Raw genomic sequence first — 23,316 nt, 5'->3', positions numbered from 1 at the left:
ATAACAGGAGCGGTCAATGGCTGAAGACAGCGAAGCCGAGAAAACAGAACCCGCGTCACAGAGGCGCCTCGAGCAGGCGCGTGAAGAAGGGGACGTACCCAGGTCGCGCGAAGTCGCGACCTTTACCGTTCTCATGGCAGCGGGTGCCGGCCTGTGGATGACCGGCTCCGGCCTGGTGCGCGAATTGAGCCGCAGCCTCACTTCGGGGCTGTCGCTGACGCGTGAGCAAGTCTACAACCCCGACGTCCTGGTGACCCGCATCCTGGTCGATGTGGTGCACGTGATGCTGGCCTGCCTGCCGATCGCCGTCGCCGTGATGGTGGTGGCCCTGGCCTCGCCGCTGCTGGTCGGCGGCTGGCTGTTTTCGGCCAAGGCCTTCACCCCCAATTTCATGAAGCTGAATCCCATCACGGGCATCGGCAACATGTTCTCCACCAACTCGCTGGTGGAGCTGGTCAAGGCCATCATCAAGTCCATCATCGTCGGCGTGGTGGCCTATATGGTCATTTCGCGCCAGCAGCAGGAGGCAATCGGCCTGATGCTCGAGCCGCTGCACACCGGCAGCACGCATGTCATGAATATGCTGGGCTTCAGCTTCATCGTGATCGTCGGCGCGCTGGGCTTCATCGCCCTGATCGATGCACCGTACCAGATGTGGCATTACGCGAACAAGCTGAAGATGACGCGCCAGGAGCTGATCCAGGAATCCAAGGAGTCGGACGGCAACCCGCAAATCAAGGGCAAGATCCGCCAGCTCCAGCGCGAAATGGCGAAGAAACGCATGATGCAGGAAGTGCCGACCGCCGACGTCGTGGTGACCAACCCGACCCACTATGCGGTGGCGCTGAAATACGCCGAAGGCGGGCAGGGGGCGCCGCGCGTGGTGGCCAAGGGCACCGACGAAGTGGCGGCCAAGATCCGCGAGCTGGCCAAAGAGCACCGGGTTGCCATCCTGGAAGCGCCGCCGCTGGCGCGTGCCCTGCACAAGCACACCGAAATCGGCGATGAAATCCCGCCGCGCCTGTACGCCGCCGTGGCTGAAGTGCTGGCCTATGTGTACCAGATCAAGGCCTATCGTCCAGGCCTGCGCTACCCGGATCGTCCGACCAGGCTCGATGTGCCGGACGACATGGACCCACTGAACAAGAAATAAACGGAGTAGAGAATGAACGCCCTGAACATGCCGCCATGGATGAGAGGCATTGCCGGTAACGGGCAAGCCCTGGCTGCGCCGATCCTGATCATCATGCTGCTGGCGATGATGATCCTGCCCTTGCCGGCGTTCGTGCTCGACCTGTTCTTCAGCTTCAATATCGCACTGTCGATCATCGTGCTGCTGACCAGCCTGTACACGGTCAAGCCGCTGGACTTCATGGCTTTTCCGACCGTGCTGCTGGTCTCGACCATGCTGCGCCTGTCGTTGAACGTGGCCTCGACCCGCGTCGTGCTGACCGAAGGCCACACCGGGCCGGATGCTGCCGGCAAGGTGATCGAGGCTTTCGGCCACTTCCTGATCGGCGGTAACTACACCGTCGGTATCGTGGTGTTCGTAATCCTGACCATCATCAACTTCGTGGTGGTGACCAAAGGTGCTGGCCGTATCGCTGAAGTGGGCGCCCGTTTCGCCCTGGACGCAATGCCCGGCAAGCAGATGGCGATTGACGCCGACCTGAATGCCGGCCTGATCGGCGAACCGGAAGCCAAGCGCCGCCGCAATGAAGTGTCGCAGGAGGCCGAGTTCTACGGCGCCATGGACGGTGCCTCGAAATACGTGCGCGGCGACGCGGTGGCAGGCATCCTGGTGACCGTGATCAACGTGGTGGGCGGCCTGCTGGTGGGCATGATCCAGCACGATATGGGATTTGCCGACGCGCTGAAAAATTATGTGCTGCTGGCGATCGGTGACGGCCTGGTGGCGCAGATTCCTTCGCTGGTGATTTCGATTGCAGCCGGTATCGTGGTGTCGCGGGTCGCCTCCGAGACCGACATCGGCACGCAGGTGATCAGCCAGTTGTTCGCCAAGCCGCAAGTGCTGTTCATCACTGGCGGCATCATCGGCGGTCTCGGCCTGATTCCCGGCATGCCTAACCTGGTGTTCATCCTGCTGGCGTCGGTCCTGATCGGCTCCGGCTACATGCTGCAGAAGCGCGCGAAGGAAAAGGCGGAAACGGTTGCCGCCCAGGAGGCCGGCGGCCCTGGCGGTGGTGGTGCGGCCGGCGCCGCGGCCGGTGCGCAGGCGGCCCCAGAGCAGGAAGAGGCGACCTGGCAGGACGTGATGGCGGTCGATACCCTCGGCCTGGAAGTGGGCTATCGGCTGATCCCGCTGGTCGACAAGACCCAGGGGGGCGAACTGCTGAAGCGTATCAAGGGCATTCGCAAGAAATTTGCGCAGGAAGTTGGCTTCCTTGCGCCGCCGGTGCACATCCGCGACAACCTGGAGTTGAAGCCTTCTGCCTACCGTATCACGCTGAAGGGCGTAGAGGTCGGTACCGGCGAGGCATTCAACGGCCAGTTCCTGGCGATCAATCCGGGCATGGCAAGCGGCACGCTGCCGGGCATGGTCACTACCGATCCGGCTTTCGGCCTGCCGGCCATCTGGATCGACGCCTCGCTGCGCGACCAGGCTACCGGCATGGGTTATACCGTGGTCGATGCGGGCACCGTCGTGGCCACCCACCTGAATCACCTGATCACATCGCATGCTTCCGAATTGCTTGGTCGCGCAGAAGTGCAGTCCTTGCTGGATCACCTGGGCAAGGATTCGCCGAAGCTGGTGGAGGACCTGGTGCCGAAGATGCTGTCGCTGTCGGCGCTGCAGAAGGTGCTGCAGAACCTGTTGGCAGAGGGCGTGCATATCCGCGACATGCGCACCATTATCGAGACGCTGGCCGAGTTCACGCCGCATACCCAGGATCCGAATGAGCTGACTGCGCAGGTGCGTGTGGCCCTGGGCCGGGCGATCGTGCAGCAGTTGTTCCCGGCCGGCGGGGAGCTGTCGGTCATGACGCTTGACAATCGCCTCGAGCGCTTGCTGATGCAGGCCATGACGAGTGGTGCCGGCGATGCGGCGGGCATTGAGCCGGGGCTGGCCGATACGATTGCCCAGCAGGCTGCTGCGGCAACGCAGCAGCAGGAGGCGCTGGGCATGACGCCGGTGCTGCTGGTGCCGGGCGCACTGCGTCCGCTGCTGTCCAAGTTCCTGCGCCGCGCACTGCCGCAGCTGAAAGTGCTGTCGCATTCGGAGATTCCGGAGACGAAGACGATTCGGGTGACTTCGCTGGTGGGTGCGCAGTAAACCGGTAAACCAGGGTCTGACCCGCAGGGTCAGACCCTGTCTGCGGCGCGGCCAACGGGGTTGGTTGTGCGCCGTTGGTCTTCGTCAAAAGTCAAAAGCTTCGAACCCACACCTGTCGGCCGTCGAACAGACAGGGTCTGACCCTGCGGGTCAGACCCAGGTTTACCGGGTTTTGAATTAAGCCGCATTTCCCAAGCTATTCCACCGATTGTTACCTCCACGCATCGTCAATAATCTGACCATGTGCGAATCTGTCGGAGTAGCAGGAAATGAACGTTAAAAAATTTACCGCCCCAACATCTCGTGAAGCGCTGCGCAAGGTGCGCGAAGCGCTCGGCCCGGATGCGGTGATCCTGTCCAACCGCGCCGTCGACGGCGCGGTGGAAATCCTGGCCCTGGGCGGCGACGATGCCGCCGCGCTGGCCCCGCACTCCCCGGATTCCCCGATGGCCGCACCGGCGCCGCAACTGGACCTGGCGCCGGCCCTGGTCTCCCAGCCGGCAGCGCCAGTGGTGCGCGCCACCGCACGCGCGGCGCCGGCCGCCCCGCGTGCAGCGGCCCGCCCGATCGCACCGGTAGCGGCTGCGCCAGCCGTGGACATGGACCGCATTTCCTCCCTGGTCGCCGAAGCCGTCGCCAGCGCCAAAGCCAGCGCCGCCGCCGAGATGACCAGCATGATGAGCGAGCTGCGCGCCATGCGCGGCATGATGGAAACCCAGCTCAACGAACTGGCCTTCGCCAACACCCAGCAACGCGAACCGCACAAAACCGTGGTGCTGCGCGAACTGCTGGCAGCCGGCTTCTCCGCCAGCCTGGCGCGCTACCTGACCGACAAGCTGCCGGCCACCCGCGACAGCGCCGAAGCGCTGCAATGGATGCGCACTGTCCTCGCGCGCAACATCAATGCCGTGAACAACGAAGACGCGCTGCTGGAAAAGGGCGGCGTGTTCGCCCTGGTCGGCCCGACCGGCGTCGGCAAGACCACCACCACCGCCAAGCTGGCTGCGCGCTGCGTGATGCGCCACGGCCCGGAAAAGCTGGCCCTGATCACCACCGACGCCTATCGTATCGGCGCCCACGAACAACTGCGCATCTACGGCAAGATCCTGGGCGTGATGGTGCACTCGGTGAAGGACGAAGCGGACCTGCGCATCGCCCTGAACGAGCTGCGCAACAAGCACACCGTACTGATTGATACCGTTGGTGTCAGCCAGCGTGACCAGATGGTGGCCGAACAGGTCGCCATGCTGCAGGGCGTCGGCACCGACGTGCAGCGCATCCTGTGCATGAACGCTACTTCGACCCAGGAAACCTTGTCCGAAGTAGTCCGCGCCTACCAGGGCAGCGGCCTGGCCGGTGCCATCATCACCAAGCTCGACGAAGCTGCCTCGATCGGCTCCGCCCTGGACGTGGTGATTCGCCACAAGCTGCGCCTGTTCTACATGTCCAACGGCCAGCGCGTGCCGGAAGACCTGCACCTGGCCGACCCGGCAGCGCTGGTAGGGCGCGCTTTCGGTGGCCAGTCCGCCCCGAAATACGGCGATGCCGAACTGCCGCTGCTGGTAGCCGGTGCCGCCCATGACCCAATGCTGCGCGAGGTACGCTTTGGCTAATTTTGACTTCGACCAGGCCGAAGGCCTGCGCCGGATGCTGGCCGGGCCCCGGCCACGCATCATCACCTTCCTGTCGGCCACGCCGCAGGACGACAAGGGCGCCATGCTGGTTAACCTGGGCGCCTCGCTGTCGCAGGCCGGCAACGACGTGCTGCTGGTCGATGCCTGCGCCAGTGCCCACGGGGTGGTGTCCCGCCTTGGGCTGGACCACGGCGCCAGCCTGCTCGACGTGGCGCGCCAGCGCTGCGGCTTGAACCAGGTGTTGCATGCTGCACCGCAAGGCTTCAATGTGGTGTCGATGACGCGCGGCGAAGCGCGCCGCGGCCCGGACGAAGGGCGCCGCCTGGCCAAGGCCTTCGGCGTGCTGGCCAGCCAGGCCGGCATCGTGCTGGTGGACGGCGAGTTCGACGGCGAAGCCTTCCCGGTACCCTTGATGGCCAGTTCCGAGATCGTGGTACAGGTGTCGAATAGCGCCACTTCGATCAAGAATGCTTATATGATGATCAAGCGGCTCAACCATGAACTGGGCCGCCGGCCGTTCGGCATCCTGGTCACCGGCGCTTCGGAGGCCGAAGCAAGGGTGGTTTACGATAATATGGCACATGCGGCAAGCCGTTACCTGGCAGTCAACCTTGTTTCCATGGGTTCTGTGCCGGCTGACGAATACCTGCAGCGTGCAGCCCGCCTGGGTCGTGCGGTGGTGGACGCCTTCCCATTGGCCGGGGCTTCAGTGGCCTTCCGCCAGCTGGCAGGGCGTTTTGCGATGGGGAGCTGCAACCATTTTAGAGCCTGAAAAGAATTAGAACCTTTATGTACACGGTCAAAGGGAAGGTGGACAAGGATTCCTTGCTGACGACGCACATGCCGTTGGTCAAGCGCCTGGCCCACCATATGAAGGCAAAATTGCCGCCCAGTGTGGAAGTGGATGACCTGGTACAGGCCGGCATGATCGGCTTGCTTGACGCTATTAATCGATATGAAGAAACCCACGGCGCCCAGTTCGAGACCTACGCGGTGATGCGTATCCGTGGCGCCATGCTCGATGAATTGCGCTCTTCCGACTGGATGCCGCGCTCGATGCGGCAGGACATGCGGAAGATTGAAAACGCCATGGCCACGCTGCAGCAGCGCCTGGGCCGCCCGCCGACCGAGTCGGAAGTGGCGAAATCGCTCAAATTGTCGCTGGCCGATTACCAGGAAATGCTGTCCGAAGGCGGCGGCCACCAACTGGTGTACTACGAAGATTTTCACGAGGAAGACGGCAACGACAGCTTCCTCGACCGCTATGCCCATGATGAAGATGCCGATCCGCTGCGCGCGCTGCTCGACACCGACTTCCGCCAGGCTGTGATCGATGCGATTGAAGCGCTACCCCCACGTGAGAAAATGCTGATGGGCCTTTACTACGAGGAAGAGCTGAACCTGAAGGAGATCGGCGCGGTGATGGGCGTGTCCGAGTCCCGGGTATCGCAATTGCACACACAAGCCGTGGCGCGCCTGCGTGCCTCGCTCAGGGAGCAGGCATGGACTGGTCCAGCGTAGCCGGCGTCTTGCTGGCGCTGGCCGGCATCATCGTCGGCCAGGGGCTGGAAGGCGGCAAGGTGACTTCCTTGCTGCAGCCGGCTGCCTTCGCGATTGTTGTGATTGGCACGTTCGGCGCCGTCATGCTGCAAACCACCCGGCCAACCCTGCGCCGCGGGCTGACCATGCTGCGCTGGGTGTTCAAGCCTCCACCAGACAATCGCGCCCAGTTGGCGCGCGACATCAACAACTGGAGCATGCTGGCCCGCCGCGACGGGCTGCTGGCGCTGGAGCGCCCCATGCTGGGCGCCAAGGACAAGTTTGTCGCCAAGGGCTTGCGCATGATCGTCGACGGCATCAACCCCGACAAGATGCGCCAGTTGCTGGACATGGAAATCACCGCTTTCGAAACGGCCGAACGCCAGGCGGTGCGCATCTGGGAATCGGCGGCCGGCTACTCGCCGACCATCGGCATCCTGGGCGCCGTGCTGGGCCTGATCCATGTGATGGAAAACCTGACCGACCCGAGCAGGCTCGGTTCCGGCATTGCCGTGGCCTTCGTGTCGACCATTTACGGCGTCGGCCTGGCCAACCTGTTCTTTTACCCGATTGCCAACAAGCTGAAGACCATCGTCACGCGCCAGGTCTACCTGCAGGAGCTGACGGCGTCGGTGTTCTACGATATCGCCACCGGCGATTTCACGCGCGTCATCGACGAACGGATCGCGACCCTGATGCGGGAGCCGTGACATGCAATACCGCCGCGCACGCCGCAAGTTCGACGACGATCCTGAGAACCATGAGCGCTGGCTGATTTCCTACGCCGACTTCATCACGCTGCTGTTTGCCTTCTTTGTCGTGATGTACGCGGTCTCCTCGATCAATACCGGCAAGTACAAGGTGTTTTCCGATGCGCTGGGCGATGCGTTTGGCGGCGCCGGCGCTGCGCCGCCGACCAATACCGAAGTCCAGAGTCTGCCGATTCCGAATCCGGCTTCGCGCAAGCGCAATGAGGCGATCAAGAAGGAGAAGGAGCAGATGACGCGCCTGGCCAAGGACCTGGCCAGCACCCTGGCGCCCCTCGTCAAGGAGGGCAAGGTGCGGGTGACCCAGAATAGCCGCGGGGTGAGCGTGGAAATCAATGCTTCGGTGCTGTTCAGGGCTGGCGATGCGAGCCTGACCGAGGAATCGCGCGAGGCGCTGACGGCTGTGGCGACGCTGCTCAAGGACGACCCGCATAATGTGCAGGTAGAGGGGCATACCGATAATGTCCCGATCAGGAATGCGATCTTTCCGTCGAACTGGGAGTTGTCTGCGGTGCGGGCGGGCAGCGTGGTCAGGCTGTTTATCGAGTCGGGGATTGCTGCTTCACGCATGACGGCGGTGGGGCATGCGGACAACCAGCCGGTGGCGTCGAATGACAACCCGGAATCGCGGGCGCGCAATCGGCGGGTGGCGGTGACGATCCTGTCCGGGATTCCGGATCCTGCTACTGAAATTCCAAGCCCTTAAACCCTTAAACCGGTAAACCGGGGTCAGACCCATAGGGTCAGACCCCAGTACGCGGCGGTCGCTGGCTGGGGTCCGACCCTGCGGGTCGTACCCCGGTTTGCCGGTTTTACGCGCGCAGCCGCTCCGGATGCGGCACCTGCTGCCGCAGCTTTTGCCTGCGCCGCCAGTGCCACGCAGTCCCGATCGCCGCCACCAGCAACACCAGCGCCGCCATCGGCCAGGCCGACGTCTGCAAATTCTTCCTGGCTTGCTCGTCCATCAACTCCTCAGGAAACGGCCTTGGCTCCGTCGGCACCACCTGCCATTTGCTGCGATCCTCCGGCGCACGCGCCATGAATTCATCGATCGAATACGCCGGCGCCGAACCAAACGCCCGGCTGGAAGGCACCTGCGGAATCCGCACCAGCATCACAGCCTCCACATCCGACTGCAACTGCTGTTCGAAGCCGCTCAACTGGCGTCCAGCCTGCCCGCCCAGCACGTTCAGCAAATCCTTGCCCAGCACATCGAATGCCACCGCCGGGTGCAAGCGGGTCTGCTCCTCGGTGAAATAGCTGTAGGCCTTCTTGCCGCTGGCAATGCTCATCTCCTTCGCCGCCATATACGCAAAGGCGCCAACGGCTTTCAGGCGATTGGTCGGCCCTTGCAGCGGCCATTGCCAGCCCAGCTTGCGCAGCACGTCGACATTGATCCCCGTGCAGTTGGCAGCCGCATGCTGGTAGCTGAAATGATGGGCATAGAAATCGCGGAACACCTGGTTCACGTTGGCCTGGTAAGCCTGCGCCGTGCGCGGATCCTTCAGCACGGCCACCAGCATGTACGACGGCCGGTAGTACTGCTGGCCGCTGTTCAGGTCCATCAGGTAGTTATCCATCGGCAGTGCCGACGCCACGATGCCTTTTTCGCTGTACGAATCCAGGCCGTAGAAGTTATTCACCAGCCAGTCGGACCACTCGCCTTGCGGCCCCAGCCGGCCGGTGGCGATGGCGAAATGGCCGCCGTAAGCTTCGTCGTCGTCGCCCTGGGCGCCGCTCAGCATCATGGCCAGCACCGGCTTGCCGGACAGCTCGGCCGGCGTGGCGCCGGGGCGCTGCCACACCTTGCGCACCGTGTACTCGCCGCGCGCGCCGCCCTCGGCATGCCGTACGAAGCCCTGCAGGTCGTCGGCGCCGGACAGCGGCTGCACCGGCAGCTTGCCGGCATCGATCACATAGTCGCGCGGCCAGATCGTGCGCGCCACGAACTGCTGCCCGGCCTCATCCCATTGGCCGCGCACGCGCACCTCGCGCTGACGGAAGAAGGCTTCCGAGCTCGCGTTGAAATAGGAGCGGTTGGTGGCGATCTTTGGCGCGAGGCGGAAGTTGAGCGTGGTCCCATCGGCCGTATGCAGCGCTTTGCCGTCAAAGCGCGCCTGCGGCACCAGTTGCGGCGAACCGAGCCAGACCAGGCCCGGCGCATCCTTGGCACTGGCGGGCGGCAGGGCGATCAGCTCGTCCTGGAAATACCACAAGGCCTGTTTCTGGCCGCAGTCCTTGCAGCGGCCATTGGCCAGTTGATAATTGTCGGCAGGCTGCAAGCCGAACTGTTCCCCGCCAAGGGCGGAGTGAACGGAGGCAGCATCAGCTTGGGCGGTCGTGGCCGCCAGAATAATTCCTGAGAGAAATGTACGCATGCGCCCATTATGCAGAAGGTTGCATAAAAAGTCACACATTTCGAAAGTTCCGGCACCGTGCCGGTTGCGCAAAGGCCTAGCCGGCGATGAAGCCGCGGCGCGTCGTGCCGGTGGTCGTCATGCCGCTCGGGCCGTAGACCGTGGTCTGCTGCGGGCGCAAGGCCTGCAGCGCGCCCTGGGTGTGGCCCAGGTGCTTGTTGATCAGTACGCCGTTCAGGCGGTTCAGTTCCTTTGCCGCCCGAGTCTGGTCCAGCAACTGCTGCCACAGGATATTGGCGGCATCGTCATGCTGGGCTTCCAGCCAGGACTCCATGCCCAGTTCCATCGCTGGATAACCGGCGTCGGCCAGGGCGCGGTGGCGCGCGGTGGCCAGGGTGGCCATTTCATTGACCAGGGCCGACTTGTGCGGGGTCAGCGAGGTCAGGTGGTCGATGTCGGCCGCTACCAGGTCTTGCTGTTCCTGTTTCAGGACTTCCAGCAATTCCGTGATCTTGCTTAACTCAGCCTGCAGGCTGTGTTTGGGGGAGACTGCGGCCATCATGCTTCCTTAGCGTTGCTTACGCGCGTGCAGCAGGTCGCGGACCGTGTCCAGCAAACCGTCTGCCACTTTTTCCGAATTGACCTGGAACTGGCCGTCAGCAATTGCCATCTTGATGCGTTCGACTTTCTTGGTGTCGAACACGGCATTGCTGGCTGCTGCGCCACTGGCCGCCATTGCCTGTCCTTGCGGGGACAGGCGCACATTGTCGGTACTTGCCTGTGGTGCGGTGGAAGTCGCTGCGGCAGTCCTGTCCGCGCTGCGCGCGTTGCCGGACGTCGCGGGCGAACTCGGCAAGCCCGGCGTGTTCTTCAATGTATCGTTGATCTTCACAGCATTATCCTCGTCTGGTTGGAGTACTTTACCCCGGCATACGAGTCTATTACGGCAACCTGCGGCCAAACTTTAGCTGGCATCGTGAAACTTGTTCAAAAAGCTACTTCGACCAGTCCGCCCAGGCGGGCAATCCCGCTGATTTGCTGGCCATTGCCGGTGCGAACTGCCACTACCTGCCCCTCGGCCGCCGAACCGGCCGCCTTGCCTTCGGCCGAAACCGAGAAGCCGTTGCCGCGGGTGACCAGCTTGACCAGCTGGCCCTGCAGGATCACCGGCTTCGCCTTCACCATGTCCACCCGGACCGGGGTGCCGGCCGAAATCGACATGCTGCTGGACTTGCCGACCAGTTGCGCCTTGTCGGTGGCAATGCCGGGCGGCAGGGCGGTCAGTTCGCCTTGCATCATCGCCAACTGTCCATCCTCGATGGACTGGCCCTGCACCAGCGGCACGGCTGCGGCCACGTAACTGCCCAACACGGATACCTGAGACTGAATATATACCGTCCACGGCGAAGGCGCCGCACAACGCACGCCCACGGTGGTCTTGCCCCAGGCGCGCGCGCCTGGCATCAGGAAGGCTTCCGGCGCAGGGCAGGGCGCCAGGTTCAGGCGCGGGTCCACCGCACCGATGTTGACGGTGACCTTGCCGGGCAGGCCGGCGGTCTGTACTTGCAGGAATTGCTCGGCGACCTGGCGCAGGGCCGTCGGCTCCATGCGGGCCGGGGCGGCCTGGACCACGCTGGCGGCCAACAAGCTTGCAATGATGAGGATTTGTTTCATGCTGCCCATCTTAGCCCTCGCGCGACAGCCGCAAGCCGCGAATAGGGGCAAAAACCCCGCCTTTCTCTTCCGATCAAGCAAGCACATTGCTCCGTATCATCGAACCTGTCATCAAGCGGAGAAGTGCCATGTTAGGCAAACTCGACAACTACCTGCTGTTCAACGAAACCGCCCTCAGCCTGCGCGAGAAGCGCCAGGCCGTGCTGGCGTCGAACATCGCCAATGCCGACACGCCAAACTACAAGGCGCGCGACATCGACTTTTCCGCCAACCTGCAGGAAGCCATGCAGCGGGCGGCCACGCCGCAGCCGCTGAATACGACTGCCAACAAGCATTTCCCGCGCCCGCCGCAAGACGGCAGCACCCTGCCGGACGGCACGCCGCTGCTGTATCGCCACCCGGCGCAGGGCGCGGTGGACGGCAATACCGTCGACATGGATGTCGAACGTAACAACTTTGCCGACAATGCCTTGCGCTACGAAGCCGGCGTGACCTTTATTAATTCGCAGATCAAAGGCCTGCTGGCCGCGATCCAGGGAGGCCAGTAATGTCCTTGTTCAGCATCTTCAATGTTTCCGGTTCGGCCATGAGCGCCCAGGCGCAGCGCCTGAACGTGGTGGCCTCCAACCTGGCCAACGCCGACAGCGCCACCTCGGCCAGCGGCGAAGCCTACCGCGCCAAGCAGGTCGTGTTCGAAGCCACCCCGACCGCCAATGGCGCCGCCACCAGCGTGAAGGTCAGCCAGGTGGTGGAAGACCCGTCGCCGCTCAAGCAAGTCTACGACCCCAAGCATCCGCTGGCGGACGAGAAGGGCTATGTGACGATGCCAAACGTGAACGTGGTCGACGAGATGGTCAATATGCTGTCGGCCTCGCGCTCCTACCAGACCAATGTGGAAACCATGAATGCAGCCAAGACCATGCTGCTGAAAACCCTGACGATCGGACAGTAACCATGGCCATCACCAACACCCCCGTCACTGGCGGCGGCGCGCCGTCGCAAGCCCTGCTCAACGCAGTCAACACGCGCGGCACCACCGGCTCGGACAAAAGCGTCTCGGCCGACCAGGACAAATTCATGACGCTGCTGATCACGCAGCTGAAGAACCAGGATCCGCTGAATCCACTGGACAACGCCCAAGTGACCAGCCAGCTGGCGCAACTGCAGACCGTCACCGGCATCAACAAGCTGAACGAGACGATCGAATCATTGAAGAAAGATTACGCCAATTCGGCTTCGCTGCAGGCGACCAACCTGATCAACCACGGCGTGCTCGCGGCCGGCAAGAACCTGCAACTGGTGTCGGGCAAGGGCCTGTTCGGTGTCGAGCTGAAGAACGCCGTCGACTCGCTGCAGATCGACATCAAGAATGCCGCCGGCAAGGTGGTGCACACGCAGACCCTGCAGGCGGTCGATGCCGGCGTGCTGCCACTAGGCTGGGACGGCAAGCTGGAAGACGGCACCACCGCCGCGGACGGCATGTACACCGTCAGCGTCAGCGGCACCCTGGGCGGCAAGGCGGCCGAAGGCGTGCAGGCGCTGACCTTCGGCACCGTGGCCAGCGTGTCCACCGGCGCCGGCGGCACCAAGCTCAATGTTCCAGCCATCGGTCAACTGACCATGGACGATATCAAGCAAGTTTTGTAAGCCCAACCTGATAGGGGAAATACCATGTTTCAACAAGGTCTCAGCGGCCTGAACGCCGCAGGCAAGTCGCTCGACGTGATCGGCAACAATATCGCCAACGCGAGCACGGTGGGCTTCAAAAGTTCGCAGGCGCAGTTTGCCGACCTGTATGCCAACTCGCTGAACGGCGTGGCGGGCAACAACCCGGGTATCGGCGTGAGCATTTCGCGCATCGCGCAACAATTCACGCAGGGCAATATCGAGACCACCAACAACCCGCTGGACGTTTCCATCAACGGCGGCGGCTTCTTCCGCACCGTGGCGCCCAGCGGCGAAGTGCAGTATTCGCGCAACGGCCAGTTCCTGCTCGATAAGAACGGCATCATCACCAATGCCCAGGGCAATGCCATCACCGGCTACCTGGCCAACCAGCAAGGTGTGATCCTGGCAGGCGCGCCAGTGCCGATCAAGATCGATACGGCCGACCTGACCCCGGTCGAGACCACCGAAGCGAACTTCAAGATCAACCTGTCGTCCACCTCGCCGGTACCGACCAAGGTGCCGTTCGACGCCACCGATCCGCTGACCTACACCAAGCAGACCGTGATGGATGTGTTCGACAGCCTGGGCAATGCCCACACCATGTCGGTGTTCTACGTGAACAAGGGCAGCGGCGTATGGGATGTGTACGCCGGTAGCGATGGCGTGCAGGTCGACTCCAAGGCGATCGCGCAAGCCGTGCTGACCGACCCGGCTTCGCTGGCGGCGCGCGCCGCCTACAACACCGCGGCGGCGGCGGGCAATGCCGCCGGCATGCTGGCGGCCCAGCAAGCGTATTCCGCTGCTGCCGGTGCGGCCATGACCGCTGCCGCGACGGCAGCGGGCGCTACGCCGGCCCAACTGGCGAGGCTGGCGGCGGTGTACACGCCGCCGACCGACGTTGGCGCCGTCCCGGGCAATACGCCCGACATCATTGACCAGAAACTGGCGGCGGCAATTACGGTCCCAGCGGTCAAGGCCGGCACCCTGGCTTTCGACACCAACGGCCAGTTGAGCGCAGCGCGCATGGCGCTGCTGACGCCGCCTCAGACCTTGCCGTTCTCGATCGACCTGCCGATTTTCCCGGACAACGGCGCCGACCTGACGATGACGATTACCACCAACTTCGTCGGCACCACGCAGTACGGCTCGCCGACCAGCGAGAAGGAATCGACGCAGAACGGCTACTCCTCGGGCAGCCTGCAGCGCTTCTCGACCGATGCCAGCGGCACCATCATCGGCCAGTACAGCAATGGCAAGTCGCGGCCGCTGGCGCAATTCGTGCTGGCCAACTTCGCCAGCCCGGACGGCCTGATCCCGCTCGGTAACAACGTGTGGGCGGAAAGCTCGGCCTCCGGTGCACCGCAGGTCGGCACGCCGGGCGAGGGCAACCTGGGCCAGTTGCGCTCCTCCTCGGTCGAATCGTCCAACGTGGACCTGACCAAGGAACTGGTCGACATGATCACCGCGCAGCGCGTCTACCAGGCCAATGCGCAGACCATCAAGACCCAGGACTCGGTGCTGCAAACCCTGGTCAACCTGCGTTAATCGGATAAAGCGAGCAAGCGATGGACCGCCTTGTCTACACCGCCGCCACCGGCGCGCGCCATATCCTGGAGCAGCAGGCCACCACGTCGAACAACCTGGCCAACGCCACCACGACCGGCTTCCGCGCCCAGCTCGATTCCTTCCGTGCCGTGCCGGTGGTGGCGGAAGGTTTGCCGACCCGTACCTTCGTGGTCGACAACACGGTCGGCTCGGATTTCCGCGCCGGCGCGATGCAGACCACGGGGCGGGCGCTGGACGTGGCCCTGCGCGGCGACGGCTTCATTGCCGTGCAATCGACCGACGGCTCCGAAGCCTATACCCGCAACGGCAGCCTGAAGGTCAGTGAAAACGGCATGCTGCAAACGGCGGCCGGGCTCACGCTGGTGGGCGAAAACGGCCCGATCGCCATTCCGCCCGACGCCCAGGTGGCCATTGCCGCCGACGGCACCGTGTCGGCCATCGACACCACCCAGACCCAGCCCGGCCCATCGAATGTGCTGGGCCGCATCAAGCTGGTCAATCCGGACGTCAAAGGCCTGGTGCGCGGCGACGACGGCCTGTTCCGCCAGCAAAGCGGCCTGCCGGCCGATCCCGACCAGAACGTGCGCCTGGCCGACGGCACGCTGGAGGGCAGCAACGTCAACCCGATCGACGCCATGGTCAATATGATCACCCTGGCACGTTCTTTCGAAACGCAAATGAGTTTGCTGAAAAACGCGGAAAACAATGCTGCCAAGGCCACGCAAATCTTGGCGTTGAATTAATATTGCATTAATGTTGTTGCTTTGAGGCAACGAATCACGCCTGCGCCATTGCGCACTGCGCCGGGATTCCCCATCATGGGACCTTTCATCTCAGCAGTACAAGGTTATGGCTCGTCCCGAGGAACGTTACGCCACTGTGGTCCTGCCGTTTGTGCTGGCCGTGGCAGCGCTCACCCTGGTGGCCGTGTTCAGCCTGTCGATTGCCGCCACGCTGCGCGCCTACGTCGGCGGCGAAAGTCATTGGTCCAAAGGGCAGAAGGCCGCCATCGCCTCGCTGCAGCGCTATCTCGTTACCGCTGACGAACAGGATTACGCCCAATTCCAGTCCGAACTGGCCGTGCCGCTATCGGACATGCGCGCGCGGCGCGAGATGGACCAGGAACAGATGGACTGGGAAGTGGTGCGCGAAGGCTTCCTGGGCGGCCGTAATGCCGAAGAAGACGTGCGCGGCATGGTCTGGCTGTACCGTAATTTCAAGGATATCTACCTGATGGCGCGCGCCATCACCTACTGGGAACATAGCGACGAGCACCTGTTGCGCCTGCGTGAACTGGGCGAGCGCGTGCACGGGATGCCGCCGGCTGCACGCCGAGCACCGGTGGTGCTGCTGGAAATCCAGGAAATCGACCGCCGTCTGACTCCGCTTGCCATCGGCTTTGCCGCCGCCATCAACGATGCCGCGCGCCAGGTCTCGACGGCCTTGCTGGCCGTGCTGTTGCTGGCAGCGGCCGTGCTGGCCTGGAGCGGCAACAGCTACCTGCGCCGTTCCTTTGCCCGCCGCGAACGCCTGCTGCAGCAACTGCGCCAAAGCGAGGCGGAAGCCTTCGCCGAGAAAGAGCTGGTGCAGGTGACCCTGGGTTCGATTGCCGACGCCGTCATCACGACCGACCGCGAGCAACGCGTCAGCTACAGCAACCGCAATGCCGAACAGATGCTGGGCATGCCAGGCGCCGACATGCTCGGCCGCCCGCTGGATCAAGTGTGCCGGCTGGAAGGCGAGGGCGGAGCGCTGCACCTGCTGGCGGCCGACGGCACGCTGCTGCCAGTCGACCGCTCGGTGGCGCCGATCCACGCGCCGGACGGCGCTGCCATCGGCCAGGTCATCGTGCTGCACGACGCCAGCGAAGCGCGCCGGCACGCCGCGCAATTGAGCTACCAGGCCACGCACGACGAGCTGACCGACATCCTTAACCGGCGCGAATTCGAACGGCGCCTGCGCGAACTGCTGGCGGCTTTACGGCAGGGCAGCGGCGGCGAGCATGCCGTACTATACCTCGACCTGGACCGCTTCAAGATCATCAACGACACCAGCGGCCACGCAGCCGGCGACGAATTGATCAAGCAAGTCAGCCAGCTCCTGCAAGCCACGCTGCGCGAACGCGATATCGTCGGCCGCCTGGGCGGCGACGAATTCGGCATCATGCTGACCCAGTGCAGCCACGAGGACGCCTTGCGCGTCGCGGAAAAAGTGCGCAAGGCCGTGGTCGACCTGCATTTCGCCTGGGGCGTGCGCAGCTACCGCATTGGCGTCAGCATCGGCCTGGTGCTGCTCGATAGCCGCAGCAGCAGCCTGAAGGAAGTGATGAAAGCAGCCGATGCCGCCTGCTACATGGCGAAAGAAAAAGGCCGCAACCGCATCCACCTGTACAGCGACGACGATGCCGAACTGTCCGTGCGCCAGACTGAGATGGAAGCCGTGTCGCGCATCCGCGCCGCGCTGGAAAACGACCGCTTCTGCCTGCACCTGCAGACGATCGCCCCGCTGCGCGGCGGCCGCGCCCATGCCGAAGTACTGGTGCGCATGCTGGACGAGCAGGGCGGCCTGGTGCCGCCAATGGCCTTCATCCCGGCCGCGGAACGTTACGACCTGATGCCGCTGCTTGATCGCTGGGTCATCCGCCACGCCTTCGAAGCGCTGGCGCAGCAAGCTGCCGGTACGAGCTGGGCCATCAACCTGTCCGGCGCCTCGGTGTGCGACGAGGGTTTGCTGGAATTCGTGCTGGAGCAGCAGCGCAGGACCGGCGTGGCGCTGGAGGACGTGTGCTTTGAAATCACGGAAACGGTGGCGGTGGCCAACCTGGCGCAGGCGGCAACGCTGATCCAGGACCTGCAGGCACAGGGCGCCCGCTTCGCGCTCGACGACTTTGGCGCCGGCATGTCCTCCTTCGCCTACCTGAAACACCTGCCTGTCGATTACGTAAAGATCGATGGCAGCTTCATTAAAGGCATCCTGCACAGCCCAACCGAGCGTGCCATGGTCGAATCGATCAACCAGATCGCGCACGTGATGGGCAAGCAGACCATTGCCGAATTCGTCGAGGACGACGCAGTGCTGGCCTGCCTGCGCGCGATGGGTGTCGATTTTGCCCAGGGATATGGTGTAGGGCGGCCCGAGCCCCTGCAGGCAGCCCGGCAGGCGGACAAGGAAGCTGCGCTCTGACCCTGGCGCTTACATCAGCTGTATGCCCCACCAATATTGCATGACCTTCGCCATCTCCTGCGACATCGCGTAAAGCTGCAGTTTCCCGCTCTCGTTTCTCGTAAAAACAAGCGCAGGGAATTTTCTGCGCACCAGGCTTCCGTGTGCGGGCAACGCCGCTTGCGAGAACGCCTGGAGTGCGCCGCGGTCGGCCGGATCGAGATCCACATACCAAAGCTCCACCGTATTTCCGTCTTCAGTGAAGCTGCCGCCGTATCCCACCGGGCACGATTTCCCCTTGATCTTCTCAAACATGGATCCCAGCGGCGACACCACGCCCCTGGGCGATGGCTGGATGAAGTCGGCCAGCAACGCCTCGCCTTTTGCCCCAGCCGCGATGGTTCCCGCAAATGCAGTACGCAAGGTGTTGAGTGCGGCAGTTTGGCCAATAAGCGAAGGCTCGACTGCACTCACGTCATCAATAGCCTTCCGCAGGCGTGCCTGGAAGTCGGCAAACTCCGCCAGGGCTTTCGGCCGGTCGAAATTCGGCTGGACAAAGTCGGACGAGGTACAAATTGCCTGCCGCAGGTCACGCGGCAGCTCCGCCCCCGGCCGCCATTGTGCTGCCGTGGCATTCAGGCGAGCGAGTCGTTCGGGCGCAAGCTCCCGTTCCAGCTTGTCCAATGCCTCCGCGTCGCGTTCATTTCCGGCCAAGCGCTGCTGCGAGACTTTCAGCAGGAGGCCCGCCAGTTCCGGGTCATAGGGCAAGCCCTTGTTCTGCAGGCTCAATTCGGCCAGGATACTGGCAGCGATGGGATTTCCTCTGTCGGCCATTGGCCAGAGCTGCTCGGCAGCCTTCAAATACCATTGCTTGCTGCTGGCGGCGTTGCGTTTGACGCCTTCCAGGCCGCGCCGGTATGTGTTTGCCAGTTGAAGCTGGGCCTGTATGTGCCCGGATTCCGCAGATTTTTCAAGAAGGGCAAGTGCCTGCTGCTGCGAGGGAGCCGATATGGAAGGCAAAGCGCGGGCGGCTCCTTCATTCCGTTTGATGTTTGCCTCCCATGCTGCCACCTGCTTTGCGCTTGGCGTCGAACCGGAACTGTTTTGCTTGTGGGCCGCTACCAGCTGCTTCTGCGCACCGATGTGGCCACCATCGGCTGCAAGGATATAGAGCTTCTGCGCGCGCTCGTCATCCCGTTCGAGGTCGCCGCCATACTCGTGTGCCCGCGCCGCCATGAACTGCCTGGCTGGCGCGGGCAAGTCAGCTGCCTGTTGGTACTCAAGCAGGGCGCTGATATAGCGATTCTCCTGATCGGTGAGCGCGAAGCCTGCTTGTGCCAAGGAAGCCAGTGGCAGCGAGTAAAGCAGCGCCGTGGTAAAGAAGATCGCAGGAGTCTTTGTCATTTCAAGAATCGAAAGTTGGTCGGCTTTTGGGGTTGAGTTGCTTGCCTATTCGTCGTCGTCCATCGGTCGTTCGGGGAAGATTTGAAGGGCGTATTCGCTTGTATCAAAAGCCTTGTCGAACTCTTCGCGAGTCTTCCATTTTTCCTGGCCGTCTGGCGTTCCGAACACCAGGTCAGCCATCGTCAGCGGAGTCCTCTTTAAAGGGTTGCGCACGGATCGATTCCAGCTCAAGGCAACCAGGGTTGGCCGGCCATTCGCATCTATCTCGTAGACACGGTGGTACACCTGGTGGGCAATCAGGAGCGGAGCACTCGTCTTCAACAGCCTGTCGTCGAAATCCGGATTGGGCCCAGGGCGCGGCTGGCGCCAGTCGTTGACCGTGATGATGCGTTTGATCTTGCCCTTCGCATCGAGTTGCTCATGCCGCAGGACGTATCCCTCCAGAATGTAAAAGCGGTGCCGGGAAATGTGCTCGTTCGCCTTGAACAGCTCGTATAAACGGATGTGCCCATCCAGGCGTGTCATGCGGCGCCGTTCGTATTTGTAAAGCTCGTCCGGATTCTCGAGTAGGGAAATGCGAACCGGCGGCTTCAGGAAAGTATAGTTGGACCCGTTCCACCGACCGAATACGTCGACGACCATATTGGCCGCGTTATTGTCCAGCTTTCCGTAAGTTGAGCCGAATATCTCATACACGCCGCGCCGCGAGTCGACAAATGCATTTCCCCACACCGAATCGGGAGTCGGATCGATTTGAAATGGCGACCATTCTTCCCGCCAGCGCGCAGTGGACTTGGGGAGATGCCAGCGCGAACGTAACTGGACTTCCTTCCCATCGACTGTTGCGTACCTGAACTCGCGCCATTCATCGCGCAGGGACGGCTCGCCTATCGGACACTTCTTCGTATGTTCCGGATTCACCCACAGGATCACGCGGTCGCTGTCATCGTAGCGGTTGCAATGTTGTGCAGTTGTGTCGACCGGAAGGTCTTTTGACAAATCGGCCTGGATAATCTGTTCGATCCGGCCTTTGCTGTCGTAGGAATAGCTGGTGCTGTACGCAAGCGTCAAGTCCTGGTCCAGCAGGCTGCGGGATAGGGCATTCCCTTTGGAATGCCGTGCTATCTGCTCAAACATCCCTTGCCCCTGTCCCAGATGCTGGCGCGGCAACCATACATCAACCCTGCAGACACGCAGCGAGCGGTCTTTGGGACTGGCCTCGAAGTACCACAGCTTTACCGTGCCGGCCTCGCCTGGCAAACGCTGTTGATCCTGTTTCGTTATGCCCGCAGGCGGTGGCGGCGGATACGGTGCGCGAGTCCGCCCGTAAGGGGATTCGCCGAATGCCATGAGGCCCTCCGGCGTTTCGCCCGTGTAGACGCCGATGTCATTTGATGGCGGAACCATTGGGTTGGCCTGGAAACATGCGGCAGCGCAGTTTCCACACGCGGCAAGGAGGGCGAACACGAACGCGACAAGGCGTTTTCCGGCAGATGGGGCTTCTTGGTCGTGCGGCATACAGCAATAATTATCAAATCGCAAACAATAGCAGAGCTGAACAATTCGCGCCACACGCGTGAATAGGCGGGGGAAAACCAGCCAGATCGAAGCTTTGAGTTGATCCTTGCCACGGGATAATGCCTGTATAGAAAAACCGCTTGGTTTTACCGTTTAAGGGGCAGCAAATGATTCGATCACTGTGGATTGCCAAGACCGGCATGGAAGCGCAGCAGACCCAGATGGACGTGGTGTCCAACAACCTGGCGAATGTGAGCACTAACGGCTTCAAGAAGTCGCGCGCGGTCTTCGAAGACCTGCTGTACCAGAACATCCGCCAGCCGGGCGCCGCGTCCTCGCAGCAGACCCAGCTTCCGTCGGGGATGCAGCTCGGCACCGGCGTGCGCCCGGTATCCATTGAGCGCATCCATACCCAGGGCAACCCGCAGTCGACCGGCAACGACAAGGACCTGATGGTCAACGGCAACGGCTTCTTCCCGGTGCTGCTGCCGGACGGTACCACCGCCTATACCCGCGACGGTTCCTTCCAGCGCGATAACAATGGCCAGATGGTGACTTCCAGCGGCTTCGTGCTGCAGCCGGCGATTACGATCCCGATCAATGCCACCAGCATAACGGTCGGCCGCGACGGCATCGTCTCGGTCACCCTGCCGGGCCAGGCTGCCCCGCAGCAGATCGGCGCCATCCAGCTGGCGACCTTCATCAACCCGACCGGCCTGGAATCGAAGGGCGAGAACCTGTACGTGGAAACCGGTTCGTCCGGTGCAGCGACCCAGAACCAGCCCGGTACCAACGGCACGGGCGTGATCCTGCAGGGCTATGTGGAAACCTCGAACGTCAACGTGGTCGAGGAAATGGTGAACATGATCCAGACCCAGCGCGCTTACGAAATCAATTCGAAGGCGATTACCACCTCCGACCAGATGCTGCAGCGCCTGTCGCAGCTGTAATCAAGCGAGCCCGCCATGCGATTCCGTCTTGCCGCCACCATCATCGCCGCCGCGCTGCTGTCCGCCTGCGCCGGTGCGCCAACCTCGATCGTCAACGGCCCGACCAGCGCCCGTCCGCTGCCGCCGCCGTATCCGCCGGTGGCGCAGAACAATGGTGCGATCTACCAGGCCAGCACTTTCCGCCCGGCCTTTGAAGACCGCCGCGCACGCCACGTGGGCGACGTGATCAATGTCGTCATTACGGAGAGCACGTCTGCCGTCAAGAACGGCGCCAGCGCGGGCAGCAAGTCCGGCAGCGTCAACTTCGGCATTCCGGGCGTGCTGCAAAACCGCTTCGGCACCAACGTCGCCACCAGTGCCGACAACAAGTTTGCCGATGCCGACAGCCAGTCGCTGAGCAACAGCTTCCGCGGCACCATTGGCGCCACCGTGGTGGAAGTGCTGTCCAACGGTAACCTGATCATTGCCGGCGAAAAGCAGGTCGGCATGAACAAGGCGACCGAATACATCCGCATTTCCGGCATGGTGAATCCGGATTCGATCAACGGCAATTCGGTGGCGTCGACCTCGATCGCCGACGCCCGCGTCGAATACCGCACCAAGAGCAATATCGATGGCGCCGAAGTGCAGTCGATGCTGTCGCGCTTCTTCCTCAGCCTGCTGCCTTTCTGATCATGAAGACTTTTCAGCTCCTCACTCTTTGCGCCGCCTTGCTGCTGGCGCCGGCCGTGCAGGCTGAACGCCTGAAAGACCTGGCCAGCGTGGCCGGCGTGCGGCAGAACCAGTTGATGGGTTATGGCCTGGTGGTCGGCCTCGACGGTTCCGGCGACCAGACCACGCAAACCCCGTTCACCGTGCAATCGGTGGCTTCCATGCTGCAGTCGATGGGGGTGGCGCTGCCGCCCGGCACCACGCTGCAATTGAAGAACGTGGCGGCAGTCATGGTCACCACCAACCTGCCGGCGTTCGCGCAACCGGGCCAGCAGATCGATGTCACCGTGTCGTCGATGGGTAACGCCAAGTCGCTGCGCGGCGGCACGCTGCTGATGACGCCATTGAAAGGCGCTGATGGCCAGGTGTACGGCATGGCGCAAGGCAATGTGCTGGTCGGTGGCGTGGGTGCGCAGGCGCCGGGCGGCGGCGCTGCTGTCGTCGTCAACCACCTGTCGGTCGGCCGCATTTCCGGCGGCGCCACGGTGGAACGCGCGGTGCCCACCACGCTGGGCGACAGCAACCAGATTCGCCTCGAACTGAACAATACCGACTTTGCCACGGCTAGCCGCGTGGTCAACGCCATCAACGACAAATACGGCGCCGGCGTGGCCTATGCGCAGGACGGCCGTACCATTCGCGTCACCGCGCCTTCGTCGAGCGATGCGCGGGTGGCCTTTATCGGCGAACTGGAAAGCATGGACGTGCGCCCGGCGCGCCAGGCCGCCAAGGTCATCATGAACGCCCGCACCGGCTCGGTGGTGATGAACCAGGAAGTCACGCTTGAGACGTGCGCCATTTCGCACGGCAACCTGTCAGTATCGGTCAGTGCCGACACCCAGGTCAGCCAGCCGAATCCACTCAGCGGTGGCCAGACCGTGGTATCCCAGCAGGGTAGCGTCGACATCAAGAAGGACTCCGGCAAGGTCATCATGCTGAAGGGCGGTGCGTCGCTGGCCGACGTGGTGAAAGCCCTCAACGCCATCGGCGCCTCCCCGCAAGACTTGCTGGCCATCTTGCAGGCGATGAAGGCAGCGGGATCGCTGCGCGCCGAGCTGGAAATCATTTGAG

The 23,316-nt window shown here is 63.0% G+C and carries 22 protein-coding genes; 16 read left to right on the top strand and 6 right to left on the bottom strand.

Features of this window, described 5'->3' with window-relative positions:
* Window positions 1–16 precede the first annotated feature (16 nt).
* From flhB to motD, 7 genes are all read left to right on the top strand, one after another.
* Window positions 17–1,153 (top strand): flagellar biosynthesis protein FlhB, encoded by a 1,137-nt coding sequence (flhB, locus tag ACN9MW_RS24925; RefSeq protein ID WP_426163820.1) that lies wholly within the window; start codon window positions 17–19, stop codon window positions 1,151–1,153.
* Between the two features lie 12 nt (window positions 1,154–1,165).
* Window positions 1,166–3,295, top strand: a complete 2,130-nt coding sequence (gene flhA, locus ACN9MW_RS24920) for a flagellar biosynthesis protein FlhA (protein ID WP_426163818.1) — start codon at window positions 1,166–1,168, stop codon at window positions 3,293–3,295.
* Window positions 3,296–3,564: 269 nt separating this feature from the next.
* Window positions 3,565–4,908 (top strand): flagellar biosynthesis protein FlhF, encoded by a 1,344-nt coding sequence (gene flhF / locus ACN9MW_RS24915; RefSeq protein ID WP_426163816.1) that lies wholly within the window; start codon window positions 3,565–3,567, stop codon window positions 4,906–4,908.
* The gene (locus tag ACN9MW_RS24910) at window positions 4,901–5,701 is read left to right on the top strand and encodes a MinD/ParA family ATP-binding protein (RefSeq protein WP_426163814.1); all 801 of its coding nucleotides are present in this window, start codon (window positions 4,901–4,903) and stop codon (window positions 5,699–5,701) included. Before flhF ends, ACN9MW_RS24910 begins: the two co-directional genes overlap by 8 nt.
* Window positions 5,702–5,718: 17 nt before the next feature.
* On the top strand, window positions 5,719–6,450 hold the full coding sequence (locus ACN9MW_RS24905; RefSeq protein ID WP_057260429.1) for an RNA polymerase sigma factor FliA: 732 nt from the start codon (window positions 5,719–5,721) through the stop codon (window positions 6,448–6,450).
* Window positions 6,432–7,178 (top strand): flagellar motor protein, encoded by a 747-nt coding sequence (locus ACN9MW_RS24900; protein ID WP_426163811.1) that lies wholly within the window; start codon window positions 6,432–6,434, stop codon window positions 7,176–7,178. The genes ACN9MW_RS24905 and ACN9MW_RS24900 overlap by 19 nt, the downstream gene beginning before the upstream one ends.
* A 1-nt stretch (window position 7,179) precedes the next feature.
* Window positions 7,180–7,941, top strand: coding sequence for a flagellar motor protein MotD (motD, locus tag ACN9MW_RS24895; RefSeq protein WP_426163808.1), 762 nt, complete (start codon window positions 7,180–7,182; stop codon window positions 7,939–7,941).
* A 106-nt stretch (window positions 7,942–8,047) separates the two neighbouring features.
* Here motD and ACN9MW_RS24890 read toward each other — a convergent pair whose 3' ends face one another.
* The 4 genes from ACN9MW_RS24890 to flgA all read right to left on the bottom strand — a co-directional run bounded on the left by ACN9MW_RS24890 (window position 8,048) and on the right by flgA (window position 11,266).
* On the bottom strand, window positions 8,048–9,613 hold the full coding sequence (locus ACN9MW_RS24890; RefSeq protein ID WP_426163806.1) for a hypothetical protein: 1,566 nt from the start codon (window positions 9,611–9,613) through the stop codon (window positions 8,048–8,050).
* Window positions 9,614–9,689: 76 nt separating this feature from the next.
* Window positions 9,690–10,154 carry a flagella synthesis protein FlgN gene (locus ACN9MW_RS24885; protein WP_426163804.1) on the bottom strand — a complete coding sequence of 155 codons (465 nt, stop codon included), beginning with the start codon at window positions 10,152–10,154 and terminating at the stop codon, window positions 9,690–9,692.
* Between the two features lie 6 nt (window positions 10,155–10,160).
* A complete protein-coding gene (gene flgM, locus ACN9MW_RS24880; protein WP_426163802.1) occupies window positions 10,161–10,484 on the bottom strand; it encodes a flagellar biosynthesis anti-sigma factor FlgM in 324 nt (107 codons plus the stop codon).
* A gap of 95 nt (window positions 10,485–10,579) precedes the next feature.
* On the bottom strand, window positions 10,580–11,266 hold the full coding sequence (gene flgA, locus ACN9MW_RS24875; RefSeq protein ID WP_426163800.1) for a flagellar basal body P-ring formation chaperone FlgA: 687 nt from the start codon (window positions 11,264–11,266) through the stop codon (window positions 10,580–10,582).
* 128 nt (window positions 11,267–11,394) lie between these two features.
* Here flgA and flgB point away from each other — a divergent pair, with 128 nt between their 5' ends.
* From flgB to ACN9MW_RS24845, 6 genes are all read left to right on the top strand, one after another.
* Complete coding sequence (gene flgB, locus ACN9MW_RS24870; RefSeq protein ID WP_426163798.1) at window positions 11,395–11,814, top strand: flagellar basal body rod protein FlgB; 420 nt, start codon at window positions 11,395–11,397, stop codon at window positions 11,812–11,814.
* Window positions 11,814–12,218, top strand: coding sequence for a flagellar basal body rod protein FlgC (gene flgC / locus ACN9MW_RS24865; protein ID WP_426163796.1), 405 nt, complete (start codon window positions 11,814–11,816; stop codon window positions 12,216–12,218). The genes flgB and flgC overlap by 1 nt, the downstream gene beginning before the upstream one ends.
* A gap of 2 nt (window positions 12,219–12,220) precedes the next feature.
* Entirely contained in the window at window positions 12,221–12,913 is a 693-nt protein-coding gene (locus tag ACN9MW_RS24860; RefSeq protein WP_426163794.1) for a flagellar hook assembly protein FlgD, read from the top strand.
* Window positions 12,914–12,937: 24 nt separating this feature from the next.
* Entirely contained in the window at window positions 12,938–14,479 is a 1,542-nt protein-coding gene (locus ACN9MW_RS24855; protein ID WP_426163792.1) for a flagellar hook protein FlgE, read from the top strand.
* A gap of 20 nt (window positions 14,480–14,499) precedes the next feature.
* Window positions 14,500–15,243: a flagellar basal-body rod protein FlgF gene (gene flgF, locus ACN9MW_RS24850; protein WP_426163790.1), complete on the top strand. Its 744-nt coding sequence runs from the start codon at window positions 14,500–14,502 to the stop codon at window positions 15,241–15,243.
* A gap of 106 nt (window positions 15,244–15,349) precedes the next feature.
* A complete protein-coding gene (locus ACN9MW_RS24845; protein WP_426163787.1) occupies window positions 15,350–17,683 on the top strand; it encodes an EAL domain-containing protein in 2,334 nt (777 codons plus the stop codon).
* 9 nt (window positions 17,684–17,692) lie between these two features.
* Here the strand turns inward: ACN9MW_RS24845 and ACN9MW_RS24840 are convergent, their stop codons facing one another.
* Together ACN9MW_RS24840 and ACN9MW_RS24835 are read right to left on the bottom strand one after the other, a co-directional pair.
* Window positions 17,693–19,066 carry a tetratricopeptide repeat protein gene (locus ACN9MW_RS24840; RefSeq protein WP_426163785.1) on the bottom strand — a complete coding sequence of 458 codons (1,374 nt, stop codon included), beginning with the start codon at window positions 19,064–19,066 and terminating at the stop codon, window positions 17,693–17,695.
* Between the two features lie 45 nt (window positions 19,067–19,111).
* Window positions 19,112–20,584: a hypothetical protein gene (locus ACN9MW_RS24835; protein WP_426163783.1), complete on the bottom strand. Its 1,473-nt coding sequence runs from the start codon at window positions 20,582–20,584 to the stop codon at window positions 19,112–19,114.
* Window positions 20,585–20,751: 167 nt separating this feature from the next.
* On the opposite strand from ACN9MW_RS24835, the gene flgG reads away from it, so the two are divergent.
* From flgG to ACN9MW_RS24820, 3 genes are read left to right on the top strand one after another with little or no spacing between them, the layout of a single operon-like run.
* A complete protein-coding gene (flgG, locus tag ACN9MW_RS24830; RefSeq protein ID WP_426163781.1) occupies window positions 20,752–21,534 on the top strand; it encodes a flagellar basal-body rod protein FlgG in 783 nt (260 codons plus the stop codon).
* Between the two features lie 15 nt (window positions 21,535–21,549).
* A complete protein-coding gene (locus tag ACN9MW_RS24825; RefSeq protein WP_426163779.1) occupies window positions 21,550–22,206 on the top strand; it encodes a flagellar basal body L-ring protein FlgH in 657 nt (218 codons plus the stop codon).
* 2 nt (window positions 22,207–22,208) lie between these two features.
* Complete coding sequence (locus ACN9MW_RS24820) at window positions 22,209–23,315, top strand: flagellar basal body P-ring protein FlgI (protein WP_426163777.1); 1,107 nt, start codon at window positions 22,209–22,211, stop codon at window positions 23,313–23,315.
* The last annotated feature ends 1 nt before the right edge of the window (window position 23,316 follow it).

Source organism: Pseudoduganella sp. R-34 (genome assembly GCF_049904655.1).
GTDB lineage: Bacteria > Pseudomonadota > Gammaproteobacteria > Burkholderiales > Burkholderiaceae_D > Rugamonas.
This window is presented reverse-complemented; position numbering and strand designations above follow the sequence as displayed.

Bases quoted from the DNA above. Each gene is read 5' to 3' on its own strand.
- flhB (WP_426163820.1), top strand. From the start codon at position 17: ATGGCTGAAGACAGCGAAGCCGAGAAAACAGAACCCGCGTCACAGAGG.
- flhA (WP_426163818.1), top strand. From the start codon at position 1,166: ATGAACGCCCTGAACATGCCGCCATGGATGAGAGGCATTGCCGGTAAC.
- flhF (WP_426163816.1), top strand. From the start codon at position 3,565: ATGAACGTTAAAAAATTTACCGCCCCAACATCTCGTGAAGCGCTGCGC.
- ACN9MW_RS24905 (WP_057260429.1), top strand. From the start codon at position 5,719: ATGTACACGGTCAAAGGGAAGGTGGACAAGGATTCCTTGCTGACGACG.
- ACN9MW_RS24900 (WP_426163811.1), top strand. From the start codon at position 6,432: ATGGACTGGTCCAGCGTAGCCGGCGTCTTGCTGGCGCTGGCCGGCATC.
- motD (WP_426163808.1), top strand. From the start codon at position 7,180: ATGCAATACCGCCGCGCACGCCGCAAGTTCGACGACGATCCTGAGAAC.
- ACN9MW_RS24890 (WP_426163806.1), bottom strand. From the start codon at position 9,613: ATGCGTACATTTCTCTCAGGAATTATTCTGGCGGCCACGACCGCCCAA.
- ACN9MW_RS24885 (WP_426163804.1), bottom strand. From the start codon at position 10,154: ATGATGGCCGCAGTCTCCCCCAAACACAGCCTGCAGGCTGAGTTAAGC.
- flgA (WP_426163800.1), bottom strand. From the start codon at position 11,266: ATGAAACAAATCCTCATCATTGCAAGCTTGTTGGCCGCCAGCGTGGTC.
- flgB (WP_426163798.1), top strand. From the start codon at position 11,395: ATGTTAGGCAAACTCGACAACTACCTGCTGTTCAACGAAACCGCCCTC.
- flgC (WP_426163796.1), top strand. From the start codon at position 11,814: ATGTCCTTGTTCAGCATCTTCAATGTTTCCGGTTCGGCCATGAGCGCC.
- ACN9MW_RS24860 (WP_426163794.1), top strand. From the start codon at position 12,221: ATGGCCATCACCAACACCCCCGTCACTGGCGGCGGCGCGCCGTCGCAA.
- ACN9MW_RS24855 (WP_426163792.1), top strand. From the start codon at position 12,938: ATGTTTCAACAAGGTCTCAGCGGCCTGAACGCCGCAGGCAAGTCGCTC.
- flgF (WP_426163790.1), top strand. From the start codon at position 14,500: ATGGACCGCCTTGTCTACACCGCCGCCACCGGCGCGCGCCATATCCTG.
- ACN9MW_RS24845 (WP_426163787.1), top strand. From the start codon at position 15,350: ATGGCTCGTCCCGAGGAACGTTACGCCACTGTGGTCCTGCCGTTTGTG.
- ACN9MW_RS24840 (WP_426163785.1), bottom strand. From the start codon at position 19,066: ATGACAAAGACTCCTGCGATCTTCTTTACCACGGCGCTGCTTTACTCG.
- ACN9MW_RS24835 (WP_426163783.1), bottom strand. From the start codon at position 20,584: ATGCCGCACGACCAAGAAGCCCCATCTGCCGGAAAACGCCTTGTCGCG.
- flgG (WP_426163781.1), top strand. From the start codon at position 20,752: ATGATTCGATCACTGTGGATTGCCAAGACCGGCATGGAAGCGCAGCAG.
- ACN9MW_RS24825 (WP_426163779.1), top strand. From the start codon at position 21,550: ATGCGATTCCGTCTTGCCGCCACCATCATCGCCGCCGCGCTGCTGTCC.
- ACN9MW_RS24820 (WP_426163777.1), top strand. From the start codon at position 22,209: ATGAAGACTTTTCAGCTCCTCACTCTTTGCGCCGCCTTGCTGCTGGCG.